We start from the raw sequence: 23,119 nt of genomic DNA on the forward strand, positions 1-23,119 counted from the left end.
GCTAAAAATGTGAAGCAGGCCACTCAGGAGGCTATGGATGCTGTTGCAGGCTTTGGAGAGAATGTGAGCGGTCATATAAAAATGTCCGTGCCGTGTATCTCTGGAGATTTGATACTTGCTGATGCTGTTGCCGAATTTTGTAACCTTCATCCGGGTCTGACCGTGGACATGTCATTGGATAATCGCTTTGTCGATTTAGTGGCTGATGGTTACGATTTAGTCATTCGAACTGGCTACCTAGCCGACTCCAGTTTGATCGCACGACATATTCTCGATTCCCAATGGGTGGTATGCGCGTCACCTTCTTATATTGCGAAAAATGGGAAACCGATCGAGCCGATTGATCTCACCACGCACAATTGTCTGCAATACGCTTACCAAACCACTGGTGCAACGGATTGGGAGTTTAAAGGAGAAGATGGCAATTACATCGTCAAAGTATCGGGCTGCTTTTCTACTGATAACGCGACCGCATTACGTAAAGCCGCTCTGGGCGGCCATGGTATTGCTTACGTCCCGCGCTGCTTGGTGTATCACGATATTCGTAATGGTCAACTGGTGGATATTTTTCCTGAATTAGTAGGTAAAAAGTTGGGTATCTACGCGGTGTATCCGTTTACTCGTCAACCACCGAACAAAGTGAAGCTGCTTATTGAGCACATTCGTGACCGATACTTAACGATATCTCATTATTTCTAGGTTCTTCATAGATTTAAAACAATGTCGTTGAAATCAAAATTGGGTGCTCTAAGGTAATCACCGCAATAAAACGATTGAAGATAAACAACTTAATAAAAACAACGGAGTAACACGGACGTTATGCATTACCCAAAAACACGTAAAGATTCTGTCGTGGACACTTATTTTGGTCACGACATTGCCGACCCTTATCGCTGGTTAGAAGATGATCGAAGTGAAGAAACCGCACAATGGGTTTCGGGTCAAAATTCGGTCACCTTCGATTTCCTTGGTCAGATACCGTACCGCCAACAAATCCGTGACTTAGTGGCGAACAGTCAAAACTACGAAAAATATTCCCAGCCATTTGTACGTGGTGACTACACCTACTTCTACAAAAACGACGGTTTGCAAAACCAAAGCGTATTGTATCGACGTAAAGGCGAGGGAGAAGCCGAGGTTTTCCTTGATCCAAATACTTTCTCCGAAGAGGGCACGACCTCTCTTGGCGAAGTCAGCTTCTCTAAAGACTGCCGTTTGGTTGCGTATTCCATCTCGGAAGGGGGCAGTGATTGGCGTAAGATCTTTGTCATTGATACGGAAACCAAAGAACAGTTAGAGCCTGAGATTGTTGATGCGAAGTTTACGTCGATTTCTTGGCTGGGCAGCAAAGGCTTCTATTACTCAAGCTACGATAAGCCGCAAGGCAGCGAGTTGTCAGCTCGAACTGAGCATCACAAGCTTTATTATCATGAACTTGGTACGCCTCAATCTGAAGATAAAGTGATTTTCGGTGAGTTGGATACGCAAGTTCATCGTTATGTGTCTGGTACGACGACGACAGATGATCGCTTCCTCATTATCTCTGGCGCAGAATCTACATCGGGTAATCGTCTGTTTTATATCGATTTACAGTCTGACTCCCAAGCAATTGTGAAGCTGCGCGAGACAACGCAAGGAGACACCTACTTAATTGATAGCCAAGACGCAACCTTGCTGCTTTATACCAACCTAGACGCGCCGAATGGCAAAGTTGTCAGCTACAACACTCAGACAGAACAATGGGCTGACGTGATTGCTGAACAAGAACAGCCGTTAGAAATCAGCAAAGGTGGCGGTTATCTGTTTGCGACTTATATGGTAGATGTGCTTTCTAAAGTGCAGCAGTTTAACTACCAAGGTGAGTGGATTCGAGATGTACAATTGCTGGGAGAAGGCACGGCTTATGGTCTGGCGGGTAAAAAAGAAGAAACCACACTTTATTACACATTCACTAACTACGTGACGCCTCCGACGATCTTCTCATTTGATGTTGAGTCTGGTGAATCGACACTGTTTCAAGAATCAAAGGCACCGTTCGATCGTAATGAGTATGAATCAAAACAGGTGTTTTACACCTCAAAAGACGGCACGCAAGTTCCGGTGATCATTTCATACAAGAAGGGCATTGCACTTGATGGTAGAGCACCAACCATGTTGTATGGTTACGGCGGTTTTAACATCAGCCTCACTCCAATGTTTTCTGGCAATGTAGCCAACTGGCTAGAATTGGGTGGTATTTACGCTGTCGCCAACATGCGAGGCGGTGGTGAATACGGTAAAGCCTGGCACAACGCAGGCACTCAGCAGCAAAAGCAAAACGTGTTTGATGACTTTATTGCGGCGGCGGAATACCTGATTGAAAACGACTACACTAGCTCGGATCGCCTAGCGATTCGCGGTGGTTCTAATGGTGGTTTGTTAGTTGGAGCGTGTATGACGCAACGCCCTGAACTATTCAAAGTCGCGCTGCCTGCGGTTGGCGTGCTTGATATGCTGCGTTACCACACGTTTACGTCTGGAGAAGGCTGGAAGTATGACTATGGCACGTCTTCGCAAAGCGAAGCGATGTTCCAATACTTGCTTGGCTACTCTCCTGTTCACAATGTAAAAGAAAACGTGCAATATCCTGCGACATTGGTGACAACCGCCGATCACGACGATCGTGTGGTTCCAGCACATTCGTACAAGTTTATTGCGGAGCTGCAAGACAAGCAGCAAGGCGCTAATCCAGTATTGATACGCATTGATGTTAATGCCGGTCATGGTGCAGGAATGCCGCTGAGTAAGCAAATTGACCTCACCACAGACGTGTATGCATTTACGTTACATAATATGGGTATTGAGTCGATTTAATGCCCTAGTTGTTCGAAGCTTCTGAGAATAAAAAAATGCCGCGACAGTGTCGCGGCATTTTTCATGGTTGGGGGAACTCAATTCATACTGTTTGCCAGTATTTGAGCCAGGTTGACTAAGTCTGACTCTTGAACCAACCAGTCTCGGCGGCCAAACCGAAAGGCAGCTACGCCATTCTTAAGACAAGATGAATTTATCACCTTTTCTTAATCCTAGTTTATGAATATGAAACTGTGATGAACCTAAGCCGCATTGTGCTGATTTTCACTGTTTTCAAGATCAAATGAGGCATCTATCAGTTTTTTCGTGTAGTCATTTTTAGGGTTTTGGAAAATCTTTTCGGCCGTACCTTGTTCCATGACCTCGCCCTTTTGCATGACTAGAACACGATCAGAGAGTGCTTTAACTACTGATAGATCGTGGCTAATAAACAAGTAGCCAATATTGTGTTTTTTCTGCAAATCTTTCAGGAGATCAATCACAGTCAGTTGAACCGAGCGGTCCAATGCAGAGGTTGGCTCATCAAGCAAAATAAACGAAGGCTCAAGAATTAGTGCTCGCGCGATAGCAATACGCTGACGCTGGCCTCCCGAAAACTCGTGTGGATAACGGTTGATGGACGCGGGATCTAAGCGAACCTCTCGAAGCACGTCGCGTGCTTTCTGCATACGTTCTTTTTTACTCAACATTGGCTGGTGGACAGTTAATCCTTCAGTGATGATCTCGCCGATAGTCATACGAGGAGAAAGCGAACCATAAGGGTCTTGGAATACCATCTGAACGTCTTTTTTCAGCTCAAAACGTTCTTTGTTTGTCAGCAAGGCCATATCTTGGCCTTTATATTCTATTTTGCCAGTTGAGGGCAGTAGACCTATCAAAGCTCGGCCGAGTGTAGACTTACCTGAACCGGACTCCCCAACGATCCCGAGGGTCTCTCCTTGTTTAAGCTCAAGAGAAATGCCTTTTACCGCTTCGAAGTACTCATTCTTGCTCGCAATAAAATGCGACTTTACCAAGAATTTGACTCGTATATCGTCAGCCTTTAACAGCTGCGTAGCACTTTCGCTAATAGGCTCCTTACTGCCTTTAGGAATCGAATTGATTAGCATACGTGTGTATTCGTGCTTTGGGTCCTTGAAGAGTGTTTGTGTTTCGCCTTCTTCGACGACTTCTCCTTTACACATCACAATGACACGGTCTGCAAAGTGTTTTACGACGCCTAAGTCATGAGTAATAAATAGGATTGCCATGCCCATCTGAGCCTGAATTTCTTTAATCAGGTGCAACACTTCTGCTTGAACCGTGACATCCAACGCCGTTGTTGGTTCGTCGGCGATCAAAATATCGGGCTCGTTAATCAGTGCCATCGCAATCATGATGCGTTGCAATTGACCACCAGAAAATTCGTGTGGGTACTTGTTGTACGCTTTTTCTGGGTTTGGCATATGAACCAATGCAAACAGCTCTAACACCTTTGCTTTTGCTGTTCGTTTGTCGACCGGGCGGTGACACATGATGGCCTCAGCGACTTGGATACCCACCCGCATGTACGGGTTTAGTGAGGTCATCGGCTCTTGAAAAATCATGCCAATGCGATCACCGCGAATACTTTGCATTTCACGCTCTGTTTTATCCAAGATGGAGCTACCCTCAAACATGATGGATGAGCTTTCACGCAAAATAGCGTTGTCTGGCAGTAGTTTCATCAGTGCATTGGTTGATACTGACTTGCCAGAGCCAGATTCGCCAACGATGGACAGCGTCTCGCCTGCTTTTAAATCGAAGCTAACATTCTTTACTGCATCGACGATACCATCGTTTGTCGTAAAGCTGACTGATAGGTTGTTCACCGAAAGAATGGTTTTAGAAGACATCACAGATCCTTGTGGTTGATAAAGCAAATGATACTCAAGTAATGGACAGCACAAACCTAGTTGTCCTCAATGCTTGAGCTTTAGATTAATTATACAGGTGAGAAGGCGAAGATTTTGCCGAACTCATTGCTTGCAAATGTAAGAACTGCTCATGTGCGCGCGTTACGTGCTCGAGTTCTATCATCCATTGAGCATTACGTTGGGCAGAGCAAAATGCCGCCATGTGAGCTAACAAGTCTTCGCTCTGTTGACCAAGTAGGTGACCTACGCGCTCAATCAGTTCATGGCTCTCTAGCTGCAAAAATTGAAATAGCGCGTAAGTTTGATTGAGTATTGAGAACGCATCATGCTGTAAGCCGAGTTTGTTGAGAATCTCTGATTGCGTCACGCTGGCATCTCTAAGCCCCGTAATGAGACATACAAACTGGCAAGGTTTAGTTTGTGCATTTTCTAGCGCTAGATGAATGTGGTTGGGTAGATTGTTGAGCACGTCGTCATATAAACGATGAGCTTCTGGCCAATGGCCTTGTTCCATCAGTTGCTCCGCTTTTAAGTAGCGCATCCAGCATTGCTCAATATTCATATCCATCTCCACAACATTTGATTTGTTTAGATATTAAATGAAATTGATTATCAATTGCAAGTGCGTGTTAATATCACTTATGTGTTCATAAAATGTCCAATCAATCTAGGGTGGAAGGTAAATCACTTAAAATTAAGCAAATAATCTCTACACTCAAATAACGAAAATAAGAAAAAAGGAAGTGGATATGGCAATACTAAGATTGGAAGCTAAGCAGCTATATTCTGTAGCAGATCTAGAGAATATGCCATGTAAGTCGACCAAGGAGTTACCTCCAATTGATGAAATCGTGGGCCAAGAGCGCGCGCAAAAAGCGGTCGAGTTTGCGATGTCCATCAAAGAGAAAGGGTATAACATCTACGCCATTGGTCAGAATGGGCTAGGTAAACGCACCATGATCTTGCGCTATCTGAATCGTCACCAGCACGATGCAGCAGCCCTGTTTGATTGGTGTTACGTTGCGAACTTTGAGGATACCCGTACACCAAAGGTATTAAAGCTGCCTTGTGGTATCGGAAATAAGCTACGTGTTGATATTGAAGCTTTAATGGGCAAATTATTAAATGCTTTACCCCTAGCATTCGACAATGAAATGTACTTTAGCCGCGCTGAGCGATTAAAAAATCAATTGGCAGCTAAGCAACAAAACGAGCTGGATCGTATTAGTCGAGAGGCAAAAGAAAAGGGCATCAGCCTAACACTGACTACGCAGGGGGATTATCAGTTTGTCGCCATGAACGGTGATGAGCTTCATACGGAAGAGTCTTTTGATGTACTAAGCAAAAAAGAACAAGAGCAATTCAGCGATGCTATTGATGAACTCGAAGTGCGATTGCGCTCGATGGTTCGTGAGCTTACGGAGTGGGAAGAGACATACAGCGATAAAATCAAAAAGCTCAATGATGAAGTGACGCTTGATGTGATTACTCACTTCATCAAAAAACTCAAAGTGGATTACGCGCAATATTCCGAAATCAAAACCTACTTAACTGAGCTGCAAAAAGATATTGTTGAAAACGCAGATATCTTCCTTGACCAAAGTGGCGAGCAAGGCGAAATTGCGACGGCATCCTTGGATAAAAAATTGCCACGTCGTTATAAAGTGAATGTCTTGGTAAGCCGTAAAAGCAGCGAATTTCCTATCGTTGTTGAAGAAAACCCCAACTATCATTCACTCTTCGGGTCGATTGAGACTGCCACTTTCAAGGGAACGGTGTTTACCGACTTCTCGCTGATTCGTGCAGGGAGCTTGCATAAGGCGAATGGCGGCGTTCTATTAATGGATGCTCAGAAAGTACTTGAACAGCCTTACGTTTGGGATGGTTTGAAGCGCGCATTGCGTGCTCGTCAATTGAGTTTTACGTCTCTAGAAAAAGAAGTCACATTGACGGGAGCGGTATCACTCGATCCTGAACCGATTCCGCTTGATATCAAAATTATCTTATTTGGTGATTACCGAACTTACCAATTACTCCAACATTACGATCCAGAGTTCAGCGAGTTGTTCCGTGTGACGGCAGATTTCGAAGACGAAATGAAACGTACGCCGGAGTCTGAGCTGCATTACGCGCGCTTTATCTCTAGCGTGGTGCATGACAACAATATGCTGCATTGCGATCGCAAAGCCATTGCTCGGATCATCGAATACAGCTCACGTTTGTCTGGCGACCAATCCAAGCTATCTCTACATTCGGCTAATATCGCCAACTTGCTTCGAGAGTCGAACTACGTTGCTCGTCAAGCCAACTCCAACATGATCCGTATTGGGCATGTTGAAGAGGCGCTCAATAACCAAGAAATGCGAGTAAGCCGATTACGCGATAACGTAATGGAAACCTTTATTAACGGCACAACGCTGATTCGCACCGAAGGAGAAGCCGTAGGCCAAGTGAACGCACTTTCGGTATTGAGCACTAGTGACTACATGTTTGGTGCACCGAATCGCATCACAGCGACGACGTGTTACGGTGATGGGGATGTTATCGATATCGAGCGCAGCGTGGATTTGGGGGGCAGTATTCACTCTAAGGGCGTAATGATTTTGTCTGCCTACTTATCTTCCGTATTTGGTAAAACGGCACGAGTGCCATTAACGACAACCATTACCTTTGAGCAATCTTATGGTGGTGTTGATGGTGATAGTGCCAGCATGGCTGAGTTATGTGCGGTTGTGTCTGCTTTTTCAAAGCAACCAAACCGACAAGACATTGCGATAACAGGGTCGATGAATCAATTTGGTCAAGCTCAGCCTATTGGTGGCGTAAACGAAAAGATCGAAGGCTTTTATGATGTGTGTGTAATTAAAGGTCGTCATGACGGGCAGGGAGTCATTATTCCGCGCTCTAATGTTCACAATCTAATGCTTCGTTCCGACATCGTGAAAGCAGTCGAAAAAGGCGAGTTTAATATTTGGGCGATTGACCATGTTACTGAAGCTATCGAATTGTTTACGGGGAAAGTTGCTGGTGAGCCAACCGATGAAGGCTCTTATCCAATCGATACCATTTTTGGCCTTGCTCAAGCTAAGCTCAATTCGTTGAGAAAATAGGCTGAAACCGTCCTAAATGTGAATGTATCTCATCATAAGTGATCATAAGTTATCATAACGACAATATCCCGACGCTACTGTCGGGATATTGTCAATAACAGATTGAAAATGGAGAGTTTTTGTACTAGACAAAAGTGTGATCGACCTCTAATATTCGCCACTTGTTTATTCGTCTGGGATTTATCCCGTCGCAAGGAAGCATAGATATTCAAACTGCCGAAAAGTAACGTTGTTATAGGCACTGCTCGAGTTTGTTTGGATATAGACATCACGCATACAACTGAGGCCCTGTCATGCAGTTATCACTGAAAAATTTGTCAGTACGAACGCAAATTTTGGTTCCGGTATTATTTACCGCGATTGTTTTGTTTATTGCTCTTTGGATTACTAAAAACAATCTTCAAGCAGAGCAAGATGTTATTGCTTCCAACCAAGAATCTTTGGTTTTTCACAAAGACACATTGGCGAGTATTGACGACCAAATTTACCCTCTGCGCATAAGCGCGGTTTACGCTATTTACGATGCTTCTCGTCGTGAGAATTTTCTAACCGAATTGAAAGAAGGCTTAAAGCAAGTTGATGCCGATTTAAGCGCAATTGAAGCCCGAAACCTATTCCGTGACGATGCCGTTAAAGTTCGCCAAGCAATTGAATCCTATGTGCGATATTCAGAGCGCTCAGTTGCTTTCTTCAACCAATACGATCAAGGTTTGAAATCGGATAGCGAGTACCGTGCATTTGTCAAAGAGTATCGCAATGTTGGCCGAGAAATGGTCCAACAAATTAACACGCTATCAAAGCATGTAAACGAGCAAGCTGAACAATCTACTATCAGAAGTCATCAGCAAAATGAACGTGTGCAAAATAACGCTATGTTGACGGTTTTAGCGGTATTTGCTTTCTCATTGATAGGCGCTTGGTTCCTATCTGGCATGATTGTTACACCAATCCAAAAGCTGCAAGAAGTGATGCGTCAGTTAGCAATGGGTAATCTATCAGTACGTGCAGATGTCGATGGGGACAATGAGATCTCTAAGCTGAGCAAAGATGTAAACCAAACCGCAGAGCAGTTATACAACACTGTGGACCAGTTAACCCGTATTAGTGAGGAAGTTGCATCTGCATCGACCGAATTAGCTGCGGTAATGACGCAAGCGGAAGCGAACGCTCAACAAGAGTTGGCGGAGATCGAGCAAGTTGCATCTGCGGTTAACGAGCTTGCAAGTACTGCGAATAATGTGAGTGATAACGCGACCTCTGCTGACGCAACAGCGCGTGAAGCTGATGGACTTGCTCAATCAGGTTTGGCTATCTTCCAAGAAAGTGCGGAAGCAAGTGCGCAAATGTCTCAAGCATTGAACGATGCAGCGCAAGTTGTTTTGCGTCTAAAAGAGCAATCTGTACAGATCAACGATGTTATTGAAGTGATTCGCGGCGTATCTGAGCAGACCAACTTGCTAGCATTGAATGCTGCGATTGAAGCGGCGCGAGCTGGTGAGTCTGGTCGTGGTTTTGCGGTAGTAGCTGATGAAGTACGCATGCTAGCAGCGCGTACTCAAGACTCGACACAAGAGATCCAAACGATCATTGAAGAGCTTCAAGCGCAGTCTGGGCTGGCGAATGACAGTATGCAAGTCAGCCTTGATATGCTTAGCCGCAACAACGAGCTGACGCAACAAGCGAATGAAGCGTTGGTTGGAATTACCGAGTCGGTCGCCAACATCAACGATTCAAACACGCAAGTAGCAACCGCAGCCGAAGAGCAGTCTCAAGTTACTCAAGATATCAATCGCAACGTGGTTAACATGTCGGAGCTTGTAAACCAAAATGTAGCGGGCATCAGCCAGAGTGCAAGTGCGAGTACTGAGCTTTCATTACTTGCAGAGAAGCAGAAAGAGCAATTAAGTTTCTTTAAGCTTTAATTCATCATCTACTTATCAAATCTCTAAATCCCTGAGTGAATGCTCAGGGATTTTTTTGTTTGTAATAATCGGATTTATTATCAATAAGTCTATCTAAAACAGTTAGTTAACAAGATTTTTTTGCGGGCAATGTCACGTTTTGTGATATTGTTTTTACATTTTTTTCGTCAATTTTTTTTTGACGCGAACATTTTTTTTAACTCAACCGATAACTTGATGGTTGAGAGGTATTCATATCGCCATTTTAAGTGGTGTTTTCTTCTATAAGCGCTGTTTATTCAACACGTTGCGTGAAAAATAACAGCTGCTACTATGCCGCCAGTTTTCTCGTTGGTACAGAAAAGTCCTGTTTTTCTGGTGAGAAAACACATATAAAACAATGATATGGAAAATAAAAATGAAATTAAAAACTTTAGCTGTAGCAGTGGCGCTAATGGCATCAGGATCTCAAGTTGTCGCTTCAGAACTATACAACCAAGATGGCACTTCTCTTGAGATGGGCGGCCGCGCTGAAGCGCGTCTTTCTATGATGGATGGTAAGGCAGAAGACCGTACTCGCATCCGTCTTAACTTCCTAGGCAAACAGGAAATCAATGAAAACCTATACGGTGTTGGTTTTTGGGAAGGTGAGTTCAAAACAAAAGAAGAAGGTGCTGTAGATAACGATAGTGATCTTGAAACTCGTTACGCTTATGCAGGTCTGGGTGGCAAATACGGTGAAGTAACTTACGGTAAAAACGACGGCGCACTAGTGGTTCTTACTGACTTTACTGACATTATGGCTTACCACGGTAACACAGCAGCACTTAAACTGCCTGTTTCTGACCGTACAGATAACATGCTGTCTTACAAAGGCCAATTCGAGCAACTAGCTGTACGCGCTAGCTACCGTTTTGCTGATCGCACAACAGATGCACAAGGCTTTACAGACAACGAGGAAGATGGCTTCTCTCTATCTGGTGTTTACGCGTTTGCTAACACTGGTTTTGAACTAGGTGCTGGTTACGCAGATCAAAACGACAGCGATGAGTTCATGCTGGTAGCTGCATACTCTGTAGGTGACTTCTACTTCGCTGGTAACTACACTGGCGCGGATATGGATGTTGCAGGCAAGACTCTTGATTACAAAGGCTACGAACTAGCCGCTGCTTACACTATGGGTCAAACTGTATTCACTTCTACGTTCAACAAAGGTGAACTAGAAGACGCAGATACTGTAGAAAACCTAGCTGTTGATGTAACTTACTACTTCAAGCCTAACTTCCGTGGCTACGCATCATACAACTTCGATCTAATGGATAACGTAGGCGCTGATGAAAAAGATGAGCTAGCGCTAGGTCTACGTTACGACTTTTAAGTCATGACTCTTATCTAAGACACTGCCTTATTCTTAGTAAATAAAACCCCTTACTGAAAAGTAAGGGGTTTCTTGTTTTCTAGCACTTCAAAGCTTCTTGATAAGCGATAGGGGTTATCAAATCTATCTTTTTAGTGTGAGCTTAGTACCATCAAATTTGAGGTGACTGAGGAGGTTTTTAGCGTTGTTTTTACCAACCTCATCAAACTCCATTCCGTAGCGAGCATAGTGCGTTGATTTTTGTAAATTACAAATACGACCTCGCAACGGCGCTAGCATACGACTTTCTCCGGGCATCGTTAGATCCAATGAAACGTGGTCACCAACCTGAAGTGGTCGGCTCATTGGTGATGTTACAAAACGACAGCCACTACGAGATAAATCTCTTATTTCGCATTCAGTTCGATAGGCTTCTAAACAAACACGCGCTCTCAAATTTACTTCGTAACGCACTTCTTTGCGAAGCTGAAAGACCTGCATAGTGTTGGGTAGGTCTAGCACCAAAATTGGGTACGGATCGCCTAGTCGATGCTGTAATTGGGCCCGAAATGGGATAACGGCCCCTTCACCTCGATGAGAGTAGGCTTTTACATTGATCCAAAAGCCTTCTTGAAAATAGAACTTCAAGTCTTCATCGGAGATGTTCGGAACCTCTATCAATGCAGTATTATTTGAGTGACAGCCAACAAATGTGCTGGTTGTAATAAACTTTGTACCAACGGGGGTGGTGACGTTTAAGCTCACTTCACTGCCATGTTCGACCATTGCCATTGCATCGGTGCTATTTAATGTACTTGCCTGACGTTCTGGTGCCTTCTTGCTTTGCAGAGGTAGCTTGCCGTCTCTGGCAATTGGGCTCATATTTCTCATTATAATTGTCGTACCTGATGTAAGAAGGTAATCGCGTGAGGCGAAGCAGCACTCTCGCATGGTATCGATTTTATTCAGTGATATAGTTTGATTCAATCAATCTGTAACAAAAATTAGAGAGCAAGATATGCATAAAGTAACTCATGAGACCACGAATAGTACATTCTGGGTTGATTTAGAGCAGGGTTATAAAGCCAAGGTGATTTATCAGCTTAAGGGTGATGTCATGCACATTACATCAACGGTTGTTCCTGAAGCACTGCGAGGTAAGGGGTACGGAAAAGTGATGATGGAAGCGGTGTTGCCAGAAATTGAGTCACTCGGTTATCAAATCAAACCAGTTTGCCCATATGTTATTCACTATATGGAGAAGAACCAAACGTGGTCACATCTGATCGCATGATGAGTAACAACCACCAATGCTACCAAAATATTGGCCAGGAACTCAATCTCGGTAATTACCGCTCTGTAGAAGTCATACAATCGCTATGGGGAGGCTATGGGGAGTTAGTCCGAGTTACTTATTCTACTCGTTCGGTGATCATTAAGCATGTAAAACTCCCTAAGCCTTCAGAGCATCCTAGAGGCTGGAATACGGACCGTTCTCATCAAAGAAAGTTGCACTCTTATCAGGTGGAAGTGAATTGGTATGAGTATTTTTCCGGAGAGGTGGATACTCGCTGCCGAGTACCACAAGGTCTAAAAACGTTCCAATCGGAGAATGAATGGCTCATTGTGATGGAAGATCTCGCCGAGGTGGGCTTTCCAAAAGTCATCACAGATGCACAGCTAAAGCATCTACAAGCCTGCCTCACTTGGTTGGCGAACTTTCATGCGCGATACATCAATGTTCGTTCTGATAAGTTGTGGCATATCGGTACATACTGGCACTTAGCAACCAGACCCGACGAGCTTGAAGCATTGCAAGACACTGAGCTACAAAATGCGGCTCAATTGATTGATCAAACGCTTTCGCAAGCTAAGTTTAAAACACTAGTACACGGTGATGCCAAATTGGCGAACTTCTGTTTTGATGAAGAAGAATCAAACGTTGCTGCGGTTGACTTTCAATACGTTGGATGTGGGTGTGCCATGAAAGATGTGGCACTGTTTATGAGTAGTGCCGTTAAGCCAGAACGTTGTGCAGAGATGGAAGTTTGGGTTTTGGATACGTATTTTGCTCAGTTGCAACACGCGCTAATGGGCTATCAACCGAATCTTGACCCTAATGAAGTCGAGCGTGAATGGCGTCCTTTGTTTGCTGTGGCTTGGGCAGACTTTCAGCGATTTGTGAAAGGTTGGAGTCCCGACCACTGGAAGATCAATCCCTACACAGAAGCATTGACTCGCAGAGCGTTGGCTTACTTACGAAAGTGAGTCGAAGTTTAAAAAGAAAAGCCTCCAATTAGTAGGAGGCTTTGTTTTATCTTTGGCCTGGTCTGATGCGCGCCATGTAATAGGTATTGATGAATTCACCATCACGGAAGGAACCGTCAATCGCTTCACCTTCAATTTGAAATCCATGCTTTTTATAAAGCCCAATGGCGGCGTCGTTATCGGCATTGACCTCTATCTGAATTCTTCTCACATTTAACCAGTTATCTGCTAGTTCAGTGACTGTTTCTATCAATTTGCTACCAATACCGAGTCCATGGAAACTATCATGTACTCCGATGCCAAACGATGCCGTGTGCATCGTTCTTGGACGTAGAGAGTGGTGAAAGCCAATATTTCCGACGACTTTACCATCAATTTCAGCGACATAGCTATATACACCATCAGGTATGTTTGACAACCTTTCCACCCACATCGCGAGCGAAGGCTTTGGGAGTTGCAGGGTTTCACGTTGTGCTTTTGGTTGTGAATAGATTTCTACGAGTGCCGCTGCGTCTTCGACGGTCGTTGGACGTACGATAATTTCCATGCCTCTCTCCTTCGCTTTTTAGTTTTAATTTTTAATCTAACCACAGTTTTCTTATTTGGATAGTGTTTTTTTATGTTTAATGGATAAATGCCTTTTAAATTAGCTTGTTATGATGTCATTTTTTGAATTTTTAGTAGTGATTTATCATCGAATTGAGCGAGTAGATTGCAAAGGTGTTGAATTATTGTACTGAGAATGGCGCGTACTGCAGAGTATCGTGGTGAATTTCATGTCGCAGTAAATAAACGCATTTAGTCAAACTGTGACGACGGCACTGTGCGTCAGTTGACTTGAATCAATAGAGGATGGGGTTACCTCCTATGAGGTATAGGGAAACGACACGTTTAGGGCTATTTATGCTTAACTTGATAAGGGAGTTTTGTTGAGGAAATAGCATGAAATCCTCTCAGTCTAAAATATCGCAAAGTCGGCGCCGATTTTTGCGTGATACAGCTCGAACTGCGGCTGGTGTTGGCGCAGCTGCGTGTGTATTGGGCTTACAATCGCTACAAAGCCAAGCTCGAGAAACCAAAGGTGTGCCTATTCGTCCGCCTGGTGCACTGCCGGAAGGCGATTTCGAATCAGCTTGTATTCGATGTGGCTTGTGTGTTCAGGCATGTCCTTACGATACCTTGAAACTTGCGACATTACTTTCACCCGTCGCGACTGGCTCACCTTACTTTACTGCACGCGATATTCCCTGCGAAATGTGCGAAGACATTCCTTGTGTTGTCGCTTGTCCGAGTGGGGCGCTGGATCCGAAACTAACCGATATTGATGATGCTCGAATGGGTACAGCGGTTCTTATTGACCATGAAACTTGCCTTAACTGGCAAGGGTTACGATGCGACGTTTGTTATCGCGTTTGTCCGCTGATTGATGCAGCCATCACGTTAGAGATGGTTCACAACGACCGAACCGGCTATCACGCCAAACTTATCCCTACAGTGAATTCCGAAGTGTGTACCGGATGTGGTAAGTGTGAACAAGCGTGCGTGTTGGATGTCGCTGCTATTAAAGTTGTCCCGACGGATTTGGCGAAAGGCAAAGTGGGCAGCCACTACAATTTTGGTTGGAAAGAGATCGACAAACCACTCGAAAATATCCTCCCTAGTGAGACGCCTGTGCCGGAAGGTGCGCTTGAATCGCTAAAAGGAGGTAAGTAATGGCAAAGAATTTAGCTCAAAATGCTGGCAAAGAAGCGCTTGAAAAGCTTGGTTGGTGGCGCGCGCATCGGTTTTTGATTTTACGTCGGCTATGTCAGTTCACCATCATTGCGCTATTTATGGCTGGGCCGACGCTGGGAATTCTAACTGGTAATCTGTCATCAAGTATGTTGCTCGATACCGTGCCGTTAAGTGACCCGTTAATTGTGCTTCAAGCTTTGGCGACAGGGCATGTTCCGGAGTTTAATGCGTTGTTAGGCGTAGTGATTGTCGTGGTGTTTTACGCGATTTTGGCGCCGCGCGCATTTTGTGCTTGGGTGTGCCCGTTGAACATCGTGACAGACTTGGCGGCGTGGTTGCGTCGAAAGCTCAACATTAAAGCGAGCTATCGTTGGTCTCCCGTGATTCGTTATTGGCTGATCCCTGTTTTGATGTTGGGCAGTGCGCTGTCTGGCGCAATTCTTTGGACATGGTTAGATCCAGTGGCGGCACTGCATCGCGGGTTGGTGTTTGGTATGGGCGCAGGTTGGGTGTTGATCGCCCTGGTGTTCGTGTTGGATTTACTCTTGGTTGAGCATGGGTGGTGTGGGCACTTATGTCCACTGGGGGCTACCTATGGCGTGATAGGCCGAAAAAGCCTGTTGCGCGTTACTGCTGTTCGCCGCGAAGATTGCACCAAATGCATGGATTGCTTTTACGTTTGCCCAGAACCAGAAGTGCTTCGGCAGCCTTTGAAAGAGGGAGATCGTCGAGTTATGGATCAAAACTGCATTAGCTGTGGTCGTTGTTTGGATGTATGTCCAGAACATGTGTTTGAATTTAAAAATTGCCTATCAGTAAAAGTCATTGATTAAGCCACTGAGCACATTTACTCATGCTTTATTTCTCTTGATACTTGAACATCGCGCTTAGCCGAGGAGTTAAGTGCGATGTTTATCTTCATAACAATATCCCTCAGCCATATCTGCTTGCTCTGGGCTGAAAATAATAATGATATTGCGAATTTGTTACATTTAAAGCTATGATGATGCCTTCATATTTAAAGGAAACATCATGACTACCTCATCGCACGGCTGGAGAACGCCGCAAAATTTCCTCCTGTTAATTTCCATTATCGTGCCCATTGCTTTTTCTACCTGGATGGCGTTGTTGAACAACTTTGTTATCGAGAAAGCAAACTTTGATGGTGCCGACATAGGCTTATTGCAAAGTGTGCGTGAAATTCCGGGTTTTTTGGCCTTTACCGCCGTGTTTGTATTGCTGTTTATCCGAGAGCAACGCTTTATGCTCGTCTCTTTGGCGATGCTTACGCTTGGTACGGCATTAACAGGTTATTTTCCCACTTTGTACGGTCTACTTTTTACAACCTTGTTAATGTCCACCGGCTTCCATTACTTTGAAACACTCAAGCAGTCTTTGTCTTTACAATGGCTATCTAAAGAAGAAGCGCCAGAAATGCTGGGTAAGTTTATTTCTGTTGGAGCTTTGGCTTCTCTGTTTACCTACGGCGCCATTTGGGTTTCGCTCGAACAGCTCAAACTTGATTTTAAAACGGTCTATTTAATGGCTGGTGGTTTAGGTTTTGTGCTCATTTTGGTGATGGCATTTGCCTTCCCACAATTTAAGACAAAAGTTCCTCAGAACAAGAAGCTCATCCTGCGTAAACGTTACTGGTTATACTATGCGCTTACGTTTATGAGTGGAGCACGCCGTCAAATTTTTACGGTCTTCGCTGGTTTCTTGATGGTAGAAAAGTTTGGTTACTCCGCCGCAGATATTACGTTGCTGTTCCTGATTAACTATGTCTTTAACTTCTTGTTTGCGAAGCGAATAGGCCGTTTTATCGGCGTTGTAGGTGAGCGCAAAGCGTTGATGTTTGAATACGTCGGTTTGATCTTCGTGTTCGTCGGGTACGGTTTGGTGCAAACGGCTGAGTGGGCGGCAGTATTGTATGTTGTCGATCATTTATTTTTCGCGTTAGCGCTTGCGATTAAAACCTACTTCCAGAAAATTGCCGACCCAGCAGATATGGCGTCGACCGCGGGCGTTGCGTTTACGATTAACCATATTGCGGCGGTTGTAATACCTGTTACGTTTGGTGTGATTTGGCTGGTTTCACCTGCTAGCGTATTTTACATCGGCGCTGGTATGGCAGCAGTGAGCTTGCTGTTGTCACTCAATATTCCAGCGAAGCCGGAAGAAGGCAACGAAACTCGCTTGTTGAAGTGGAGTTAAGTTGGCACTCACTATCTAATCATTAAAGCGAATACCTGTAATTAGACTCGCTGAAAAGGGTGCTTATGCGCCCTTTTCTTTTGATTGCAAATAGATAATCCCCCCAATGGTTGTCAATGCATGCTACGTCCGTTAGGGTTTAGAACTAAGTATTTCGAAATAACTTGGGCATAACTGACGCGAAACAATAAGAGGGGAGCTATACAGTGCAGATACATGGCAGAGAGTTGGATTTAGATCTAGGAAGCCGTCACATCGTTATTCAGCGCCGCTATGAGGCGTTAGGTGCTGCAAACGACCTACTCATTGCTATTTGGTTTTTAATTGGTAGCTTTTTCTTTTTGAATGATTCGTTGATTGAAAGTGGTACTTGGCTTTTCATCGTGGGCAGTGCGCAGTTGATCATTAAGCCCCTGATAAAACTGATGAGTTTAGTTCATGTTGGTCGTTTGAATAAGCAACTTTCTGGCACATCAGCGAGCCGCTGAAATTACCGCTTCTTTTGAATACTTGCAAGCAAGAAGCCAGCAGGCGAGTTATCGAGGGGAAAGACGGAAGATAACGTGGTCACAACACTAACCACGTTATGTTCAGTTTGAAGCTTCAGAATTTAAAACGGATACCAGAACAGTTGTGTGTCCATCACGCGCTTGCTGATCGCAGCAATCACTATCACCGCAATCCCAGCCATGCAGATCATATCGGCTTTGGTCAGTGGTTTTAAGCTGTACCAAGTGCGAGAGGAGTGGCGGCCAAAACCACGTAGCGTCATCGCGTTTGAGATTTGATCGGCTCTGTCTAAACTAGAGAAAATCAGAGGTCCAAGAATCTTCGCGACGTTCTTCATACGAGTGAACAACGGAGCCTTCTTGCTCAGTTCTACTCCGCGTGCTTGTTGCGCGTGCATGATGTTAACAAAGTCCTTTTTCACTTCCGGCAAGTAGCGCAGCGTTAAGCTTACGGCATAGGCGATTTTGTAAGGTACACCCAAGCGGTTCAAGCTGGCTGAAAACTCCGTCGGGTGAGTGGTAAATACAAACACCAACGCGATTGGAAACATGCTGAAGTATTTCAACGTCACTGTTACTAGGTAAAACAACGTCTCTTGAGTGAGCGAGTAATTACCGGGTAACGAGAGTAAAACCGTTGATGAGCCCATGAACTCAGTACCTTGTTGCGGAGCTAACGCGAACATAAACAGGGCATTGATCAGCAATACCGTGCCTGTACCGAATAACAGCGGTTTGTAGACATGAAAGGGCACTTTGGTCATTTTCAATAAGCCTACACCAAGCACGATCAACAGCGCGATGATTCGCAAGTCAAATGTGGTCAACACCACCGTTACCCAAGCAATGAAAAGCAAGAACTTAGTAATGCCATTCAACTTATGAAGTGGTGATTGGGTATCGATGTAGTTGATACCAAACTTCATCTTATTGTCTTTCATGCCACAGCTTTCTCTGGTTGGTTTACTTCGCCGCTTTTTCGTTGGCGGTGCGCTTTTTCTACATTGATAAAGTGCTGCATAAAGCCATTGGTGTCTTCGATGCCAACTTTCGTAGCCAACTCAAACAGACTTGTTGTGGTGAGGTTTGCTTGGTCTAGTAGCTCTGGACTGCTGAATACCTGCGTCATTGGTGCATCCGCGACTAATTTACTGTCTGCAATCACGATAGAGCGCGTGGTGTATTCCAGCACTAAATGCATGTCATGAGAGATGATCATCACGGTTACGCCCAACTCGCGATTGAGCTTTTCGATGAAACTCAGCATAGACGTGTAGTTTCGATAGTCCTGACCTGCCGTCGGTTCATCAAGGATCAGAAGCTCTGGTTCCAATACCAAAATTGACGCAATGGTTACGCGCTTTTTCTGGCCGTAGCTCAATGCTTCGATTGGCCAGTGACGGTATTTGCTCAAACCGCACAGCTCAAGGACTTCAAATACTTTAGCTTCGATTTGTTTCTCTTCAACGCCACGATTACGGAGGCCGAAGGCCACTTCGTCGAAAATCATGTGATGGGAAATCATGTGATTCGGGTTTTGCATCACCACGCCCACTTTCTGGCTACGCTCGAAGATGGTCAGTTCGTTAAGATCTTGACCATTTATGCTCATTGAGCCGCTATCCGCTTCAATAACGCCCATAATCAGTTTGGTGATGGTCGATTTACCCGAGCCATTTTTGCCAAGTACAGAGACAAACTCGCCACGCTTGATGTCAAAACTCACGTCTTCTAACGCGTTTTTCTCACCGTCGTAAGAATAGGTGAGGCCACGGACTTCAAGCAAAGTCTCGGCTGGCGTTTTAGGTGGTTGTGCTGTTGAACCATCAAACCATGCTTGTACCGCTGGTTTATATAGCTCCAACGGTAATGTAGTTAAGCTAGAAGGTTTTGCATCGCCCTCAATCGCGCAGCCTGCTTCTTTTAGTGCTGAAATATAAAGCGGTTCGCGGATGCCGTAATCTTCTAGCAGAGGCGACGCTAAAATTTCATCTGGCGTTGTATCGGTAATGATTTCGCCGCTTTCCATCAAGATAATACGGTCAACTGAGCAATGCAGAACGTCTTCAAGACGATGCTCAATGATTACGATGGTTTTGCCCGTTTCGCGGTGTAGATCATCGATAATCTCGATGGTTTTTTTACCCGTTTTAGGGTCAAGCGCAGCTAGTGGTTCATCAAACAAAAGGATATCGACGTCATCGACGAGAATGCCCGCCAAAGAAACACGCTGTTTCTGCCCGCCAGATAAATCGTGGGGTGAGCGATCTAACATCTGTTCCAAGTCGACCATTTTGGCCGTGGCTTTGACCAATGGGTACATGTCGATATTTGAAGTTAGCTGGTTCTCCAGCGCAAATGCAATGTCTTCGCCAATGCTCAAACCGACAAATTGGCTGTCCGTATCTTGCAGTACGATGCCAACTTGCTCAGTGTATTGGTGCATGTCGAAAGGGGCGGTGTCTTGACCATTGATGGTCAATGTTCCACTGGTTTCCCCTTTGATTGCGTGTGGGATCAGTCCGTTAAGACATTGCCCAAGGGTAGATTTACCACTACCACTTGGACCGATAATGACGATTTTCTCTCCTTTCTCTATCCTTAGATTGATATTTTTTAGCGTCGGTTTGTCCAGCGACTCATATCTAAAAGAGAAGTTAGAAAATTCGATTGTCATTCGACATTAAGCCTCTGTTAAGTTACGGCTTTGCTTGTTACGTTTAGCGACAGACTTAAGAATGAAGAAGCCAACAATAGCAATAAGAATGGTGTTACCGATCGCGATAATAGAAAGCTGGGTAAACACTTTAGTGAACGGTTCTGCGTATAAAATCGTGTCGAGGAATGCAGAGCAACCGTAACCAAATACGTTGCCTAATAGCGCAAGTACTACGAATAACGCGAAGTCTTTCATATTGAAATCACCTTTCTCCAAACGGTAGCGCGTTAGAGAAGGGAATAGACCGATAATCAAACCAACAATACCTGAACCAAGTACCCAAGTGAGCCATACGCCCCAACCTGCAAATAGGTCAGTAACCCAGTGACCAATAAAACCAACCAAGAAGCCAACAAGTGGTCCAAATAGTACTGAGAACAATGCTAATACTGCCATTGCTGGTTTTAGCGTTGTGTTTGCAAACACAGGGATGCCAAACATAGGTAAGCCGCCGATACCGTAAAGAGCAGCACCGATTGCAATAACCACAACAGTTTTAGCGGAAAGATTCATAGATAACCTCAGTTCAATAGTCGATTTTAAAGAACGTTCATTTATATTGTTGGAAAGCGTTAGTTATTTGATTGTGTAACATATATTCAAAACAACCAAGCTGCTTATTGTTTGCTCTATTTTTCTTCAGGAAATGTGTGATTTGATTCACGCATCCCTTTGACTGGCTTTGGTTTTAGCAAGCATTAAAAATAAGGCGCGCATTATACAGAATATTAATAAAAGTGGGAATGCTATCTATCTGGATGGCTAGAATGAATCAGGGGCTGATCGTCAGCCCCTGATTACACGGTTTGATGTTATTTTTACCAATAAATGAATGCGCTATATGTTCATTAATGGTCGAGGTATAAATAGTTCTGCCAGCTCTTCATACGAATAAGCACTTTGCGCATCACTGATACGTGAGTAAAGCTGTCTGAATAAACTGCAACTTCAACCGCAGTACCCATTGGTAGGTGGTATCCACTCAAGTCGTCGGTAATTTTCAGCTTCGCAAAAACACGTCCGCTCGTGCGCAAGGCATCAGTCCCAAGCAGAGCGCCTCGCGCTTGAATTTGGCTTTCACCAATGGCTGGAATCACGTCAATGACTTCGCCACGGAACACTTTGCCCGGAATTGCGCGGAACATAAATTCTGCTTCAAAGCCTGGCTTCAAGCGTTGTAATGAGTTCTGTCTGAATGCCGCGGTGTACGTAATGTCTTCGGTATGTACGAAGGTCATTGCCGGGGCAAGTGGCAACGGCACAGCCATAACACCAGGACGCAAAGCCAATTGCGTAACGTAACCATCGGTTGGCGCACGAACGACGGTTTGCTCTAGGTTAAACTCTGCTTTACGCAGCTCGGCAAGAAGTTGCGCGACTTGGGTATTTTCGCCTCCGATTTCAGAGTCCAGAGCGATTTGCGCTTGTTCTTGTTGCAAAATCGCAACGTCTAACATGGCTTCTGCCGCTTTATACGCTTGGCGTCGAGTATCTAAATCTTGTTCAGTAAACGCGCCACGATCAAAGCCCCTTTGATATCGGCTAAACTCCCTTTGTGCTTTATCTCTGTCCGCTTGCGCTTTCAATACAGCAGCTTCTGCTTCTCTTAGATCAGACTCTAAACCCAACGCACCTTGGCTTGCTTCTTTGACTTTCGCTTCAAGGCGAGCAACTTCTGCTTCAAAAGGCACAGGATCGATTTTGAAAAGAATATCGCCCGTTTTGAGCGGTTGGTTGGCTTGGACTGGCACTTCCACCACGCGGCCACGCACGCCAGAGACGATAGGCGTAGTCGGGAACACTTGGTTACCCAATTGAGTAAATGGGTGGTTGTAGTTCATAAGCAGCACGAGTGTGCCCACTAACACTACGCCGCCAAGTACGGCGGTTGGAACGGTCCATTTGTTTAGAGGAATATTGAAAATTTTAAAAATGGCAATACAAAGAGCGGCGTAAGTCAGAATCAGCAATAAGTCCATTATTCGTCCTCTTTACTTTGTTCAGGCAAAGGCTTTTGCTGAATCTTTTGTTGTTTCAACATCGATACTTGGTTTTTGAGTTCGTTGACTTCATCGATGAGTTCTTCAAGGCGGTGATGAATGTCGTGTGTTTCTTGTTCTAGTTGTTTAAAACCCCAGCCGCGTTCCTTGCGCCATAATGTTGCCCAGATCCATAAAAATGGCCACAGCGCATGCAAAGTGAAAAGGCTGACCCAGCCAGCGTAGTGAATTGCGTCTTGGTGCGGGTGCTCTCTCTCTTTGGCGATTTCATATGGAATATCATGGATGACAATGATTCCGTAAAAGATCACTAAAGCAACGAAGATGAGTAACCCAAGTGCAAAATAGTCTAGAAACATCTTACCTACCTGTGCGTATTGCGAAATGGAAAATCTACGTAAATTAACAATTTAAGTATTTGTCTTAACTACAGATGAATCAAGCGGTTTTTATGTAGGAATTATGTTTATGCGATGTAAGTATCCACTGATGTTTATTGGCAGTTAAGGTGTTGCTGAGTACTTATTTAAACAAGCAGTGAAGTGATATAGGAAGGATA

At 44.6% G+C, this 23,119-nt stretch carries 20 protein-coding genes; 11 read left to right on the top strand and 9 right to left on the bottom strand.

What is annotated here, in order from left to right:
- Positions 1 to 699 (top strand): substrate binding domain-containing protein (locus R7E51_RS04560; protein ID WP_318128067.1); only part of this gene is annotated, 699 nt, incomplete at its 5' end.
- A gap of 120 nt (positions 700 to 819) precedes the next feature.
- The gene (locus R7E51_RS04565) at positions 820 to 2,853 is read left to right on the top strand and encodes a prolyl oligopeptidase family serine peptidase (protein ID WP_206958272.1); all 2,034 of its coding nucleotides are present in this window, start codon (positions 820 to 822) and stop codon (positions 2,851 to 2,853) included.
- Positions 2,854 to 3,095: 242 nt separating this feature from the next.
- Here the strand turns inward: R7E51_RS04565 and R7E51_RS04570 are convergent, their stop codons facing one another.
- Both R7E51_RS04570 and R7E51_RS04575 read right to left on the bottom strand, forming a co-directional pair.
- Positions 3,096 to 4,727: an ABC transporter ATP-binding protein gene (locus tag R7E51_RS04570; protein WP_206958270.1), complete on the bottom strand. Its 1,632-nt coding sequence runs from the start codon at positions 4,725 to 4,727 to the stop codon at positions 3,096 to 3,098.
- Between the two features lie 85 nt (positions 4,728 to 4,812).
- Positions 4,813 to 5,310 carry a hypothetical protein gene (locus R7E51_RS04575; protein WP_005375116.1) on the bottom strand — a complete coding sequence of 166 codons (498 nt, stop codon included), beginning with the start codon at positions 5,308 to 5,310 and terminating at the stop codon, positions 4,813 to 4,815.
- 187 nt (positions 5,311 to 5,497) lie between these two features.
- Here R7E51_RS04575 and R7E51_RS04580 point away from each other — a divergent pair, with 187 nt between their 5' ends.
- The 3 genes from R7E51_RS04580 to R7E51_RS04590 all read left to right on the top strand — a co-directional run bounded on the left by R7E51_RS04580 (position 5,498) and on the right by R7E51_RS04590 (position 11,137).
- A complete protein-coding gene (locus R7E51_RS04580) occupies positions 5,498 to 7,858 on the top strand; it encodes a Lon protease family protein (protein WP_005375118.1) in 2,361 nt (786 codons plus the stop codon).
- A gap of 293 nt (positions 7,859 to 8,151) precedes the next feature.
- The gene (locus tag R7E51_RS04585) at positions 8,152 to 9,780 is read left to right on the top strand and encodes a methyl-accepting chemotaxis protein (RefSeq protein ID WP_005375120.1); all 1,629 of its coding nucleotides are present in this window, start codon (positions 8,152 to 8,154) and stop codon (positions 9,778 to 9,780) included.
- Between the two features lie 397 nt (positions 9,781 to 10,177).
- Positions 10,178 to 11,137, top strand: coding sequence for a porin (locus tag R7E51_RS04590; RefSeq protein ID WP_206958269.1), 960 nt, complete (start codon positions 10,178 to 10,180; stop codon positions 11,135 to 11,137).
- Between the two features lie 123 nt (positions 11,138 to 11,260).
- Here the strand turns inward: R7E51_RS04590 and R7E51_RS04595 are convergent, their stop codons facing one another.
- Positions 11,261 to 12,007: a flagellar brake protein gene (locus R7E51_RS04595; RefSeq protein WP_042521645.1), complete on the bottom strand. Its 747-nt coding sequence runs from the start codon at positions 12,005 to 12,007 to the stop codon at positions 11,261 to 11,263.
- A gap of 127 nt (positions 12,008 to 12,134) precedes the next feature.
- On the opposite strand from R7E51_RS04595, the gene R7E51_RS04600 reads away from it, so the two are divergent.
- On the top strand, positions 12,135 to 12,410 hold the full coding sequence (locus tag R7E51_RS04600; RefSeq protein ID WP_206958266.1) for a GNAT family N-acetyltransferase: 276 nt from the start codon (positions 12,135 to 12,137) through the stop codon (positions 12,408 to 12,410).
- Positions 12,407 to 13,384, top strand: coding sequence for a phosphotransferase (locus R7E51_RS04605; protein WP_176311648.1), 978 nt, complete (start codon positions 12,407 to 12,409; stop codon positions 13,382 to 13,384). Before R7E51_RS04600 ends, R7E51_RS04605 begins: the two co-directional genes overlap by 4 nt.
- 46 nt (positions 13,385 to 13,430) lie before the next feature.
- Here the strand turns inward: R7E51_RS04605 and R7E51_RS04610 are convergent, their stop codons facing one another.
- Positions 13,431 to 13,931 (bottom strand): GNAT family N-acetyltransferase, encoded by a 501-nt coding sequence (locus R7E51_RS04610; protein WP_017820512.1) that lies wholly within the window; start codon positions 13,929 to 13,931, stop codon positions 13,431 to 13,433.
- A gap of 395 nt (positions 13,932 to 14,326) precedes the next feature.
- Between R7E51_RS04610 and napG the strand changes: the two genes are divergently transcribed.
- From napG to R7E51_RS04630, 4 genes are all read left to right on the top strand, one after another.
- The gene (gene napG, locus R7E51_RS04615) at positions 14,327 to 15,097 is read left to right on the top strand and encodes a ferredoxin-type protein NapG (protein ID WP_206958264.1); all 771 of its coding nucleotides are present in this window, start codon (positions 14,327 to 14,329) and stop codon (positions 15,095 to 15,097) included.
- On the top strand, positions 15,097 to 15,951 hold the full coding sequence (napH, locus tag R7E51_RS04620) for a quinol dehydrogenase ferredoxin subunit NapH (protein ID WP_054579344.1): 855 nt from the start codon (positions 15,097 to 15,099) through the stop codon (positions 15,949 to 15,951). The genes napG and napH overlap by 1 nt, the downstream gene beginning before the upstream one ends.
- A 199-nt stretch (positions 15,952 to 16,150) precedes the next feature.
- On the top strand, positions 16,151 to 17,332 hold the full coding sequence (locus R7E51_RS04625; RefSeq protein WP_206958262.1) for an MFS transporter: 1,182 nt from the start codon (positions 16,151 to 16,153) through the stop codon (positions 17,330 to 17,332).
- Positions 17,333 to 17,538: 206 nt separating this feature from the next.
- Positions 17,539 to 17,820, top strand: a complete 282-nt coding sequence (locus tag R7E51_RS04630) for a YrhK family protein (RefSeq protein WP_025768568.1) — start codon at positions 17,539 to 17,541, stop codon at positions 17,818 to 17,820.
- Between the two features lie 122 nt (positions 17,821 to 17,942).
- Here the strand turns inward: R7E51_RS04630 and R7E51_RS04635 are convergent, their stop codons facing one another.
- From R7E51_RS04635 to R7E51_RS04655, 5 genes are all read right to left on the bottom strand, one after another.
- A complete protein-coding gene (locus R7E51_RS04635) occupies positions 17,943 to 18,782 on the bottom strand; it encodes an energy-coupling factor transporter transmembrane component T family protein (protein ID WP_033906719.1) in 840 nt (279 codons plus the stop codon).
- A complete protein-coding gene (locus R7E51_RS04640; RefSeq protein ID WP_206958260.1) occupies positions 18,779 to 20,518 on the bottom strand; it encodes an ABC transporter ATP-binding protein in 1,740 nt (579 codons plus the stop codon). Before R7E51_RS04640 ends, R7E51_RS04635 begins: the two co-directional genes overlap by 4 nt.
- A 6-nt stretch (positions 20,519 to 20,524) precedes the next feature.
- Complete coding sequence (locus tag R7E51_RS04645) at positions 20,525 to 21,073, bottom strand: ECF-type riboflavin transporter substrate-binding protein (RefSeq protein ID WP_005375133.1); 549 nt, start codon at positions 21,071 to 21,073, stop codon at positions 20,525 to 20,527.
- 335 nt (positions 21,074 to 21,408) lie between these two features.
- Positions 21,409 to 22,539, bottom strand: a complete 1,131-nt coding sequence (locus R7E51_RS04650; protein ID WP_005375134.1) for an HlyD family secretion protein — start codon at positions 22,537 to 22,539, stop codon at positions 21,409 to 21,411.
- Positions 22,539 to 22,919, bottom strand: coding sequence for a DUF3302 domain-containing protein (locus R7E51_RS04655; RefSeq protein ID WP_064376388.1), 381 nt, complete (start codon positions 22,917 to 22,919; stop codon positions 22,539 to 22,541). The genes R7E51_RS04650 and R7E51_RS04655 overlap by 1 nt, the downstream gene beginning before the upstream one ends.
- Between the last annotated feature and the right edge of the window lie 200 nt (positions 22,920 to 23,119).

Origin of the sequence: Vibrio sp. Vb1166 (assembly GCF_033338695.1) — a bacterium.
Classification (GTDB): domain Bacteria; phylum Pseudomonadota; class Gammaproteobacteria; order Enterobacterales; family Vibrionaceae; genus Vibrio; species Vibrio alginolyticus.

Bases quoted from the DNA above. Each gene is read 5' to 3' on its own strand.
- R7E51_RS04575 (WP_005375116.1), bottom strand. From the start codon at position 5,310: ATGAATATTGAGCAATGCTGGATGCGCTACTTAAAAGCGGAGCAACTG.
- napH (WP_054579344.1), top strand. From the start codon at position 15,097: ATGGCAAAGAATTTAGCTCAAAATGCTGGCAAAGAAGCGCTTGAAAAG.
- R7E51_RS04655 (WP_064376388.1), bottom strand. From the start codon at position 22,919: ATGTTTCTAGACTATTTTGCACTTGGGTTACTCATCTTCGTTGCTTTA.
- R7E51_RS04590 (WP_206958269.1), top strand. From the start codon at position 10,178: ATGAAATTAAAAACTTTAGCTGTAGCAGTGGCGCTAATGGCATCAGGA.
- R7E51_RS04610 (WP_017820512.1), bottom strand. From the start codon at position 13,931: ATGGAAATTATCGTACGTCCAACGACCGTCGAAGACGCAGCGGCACTC.
- R7E51_RS04645 (WP_005375133.1), bottom strand. From the start codon at position 21,073: ATGAATCTTTCCGCTAAAACTGTTGTGGTTATTGCAATCGGTGCTGCT.
- R7E51_RS04600 (WP_206958266.1), top strand. From the start codon at position 12,135: ATGCATAAAGTAACTCATGAGACCACGAATAGTACATTCTGGGTTGAT.
- R7E51_RS04640 (WP_206958260.1), bottom strand. From the start codon at position 20,518: ATGACAATCGAATTTTCTAACTTCTCTTTTAGATATGAGTCGCTGGAC.
- R7E51_RS04650 (WP_005375134.1), bottom strand. From the start codon at position 22,539: ATGGACTTATTGCTGATTCTGACTTACGCCGCTCTTTGTATTGCCATT.
- R7E51_RS04585 (WP_005375120.1), top strand. From the start codon at position 8,152: ATGCAGTTATCACTGAAAAATTTGTCAGTACGAACGCAAATTTTGGTT.
- R7E51_RS04565 (WP_206958272.1), top strand. From the start codon at position 820: ATGCATTACCCAAAAACACGTAAAGATTCTGTCGTGGACACTTATTTT.
- R7E51_RS04570 (WP_206958270.1), bottom strand. From the start codon at position 4,727: ATGTCTTCTAAAACCATTCTTTCGGTGAACAACCTATCAGTCAGCTTT.
- R7E51_RS04595 (WP_042521645.1), bottom strand. From the start codon at position 12,007: ATGAGAAATATGAGCCCAATTGCCAGAGACGGCAAGCTACCTCTGCAA.
- R7E51_RS04625 (WP_206958262.1), top strand. From the start codon at position 16,151: ATGACTACCTCATCGCACGGCTGGAGAACGCCGCAAAATTTCCTCCTG.
- R7E51_RS04580 (WP_005375118.1), top strand. From the start codon at position 5,498: ATGGCAATACTAAGATTGGAAGCTAAGCAGCTATATTCTGTAGCAGAT.
- napG (WP_206958264.1), top strand. From the start codon at position 14,327: ATGAAATCCTCTCAGTCTAAAATATCGCAAAGTCGGCGCCGATTTTTG.
- R7E51_RS04605 (WP_176311648.1), top strand. From the start codon at position 12,407: ATGATGAGTAACAACCACCAATGCTACCAAAATATTGGCCAGGAACTC.
- R7E51_RS04635 (WP_033906719.1), bottom strand. From the start codon at position 18,782: ATGAAAGACAATAAGATGAAGTTTGGTATCAACTACATCGATACCCAA.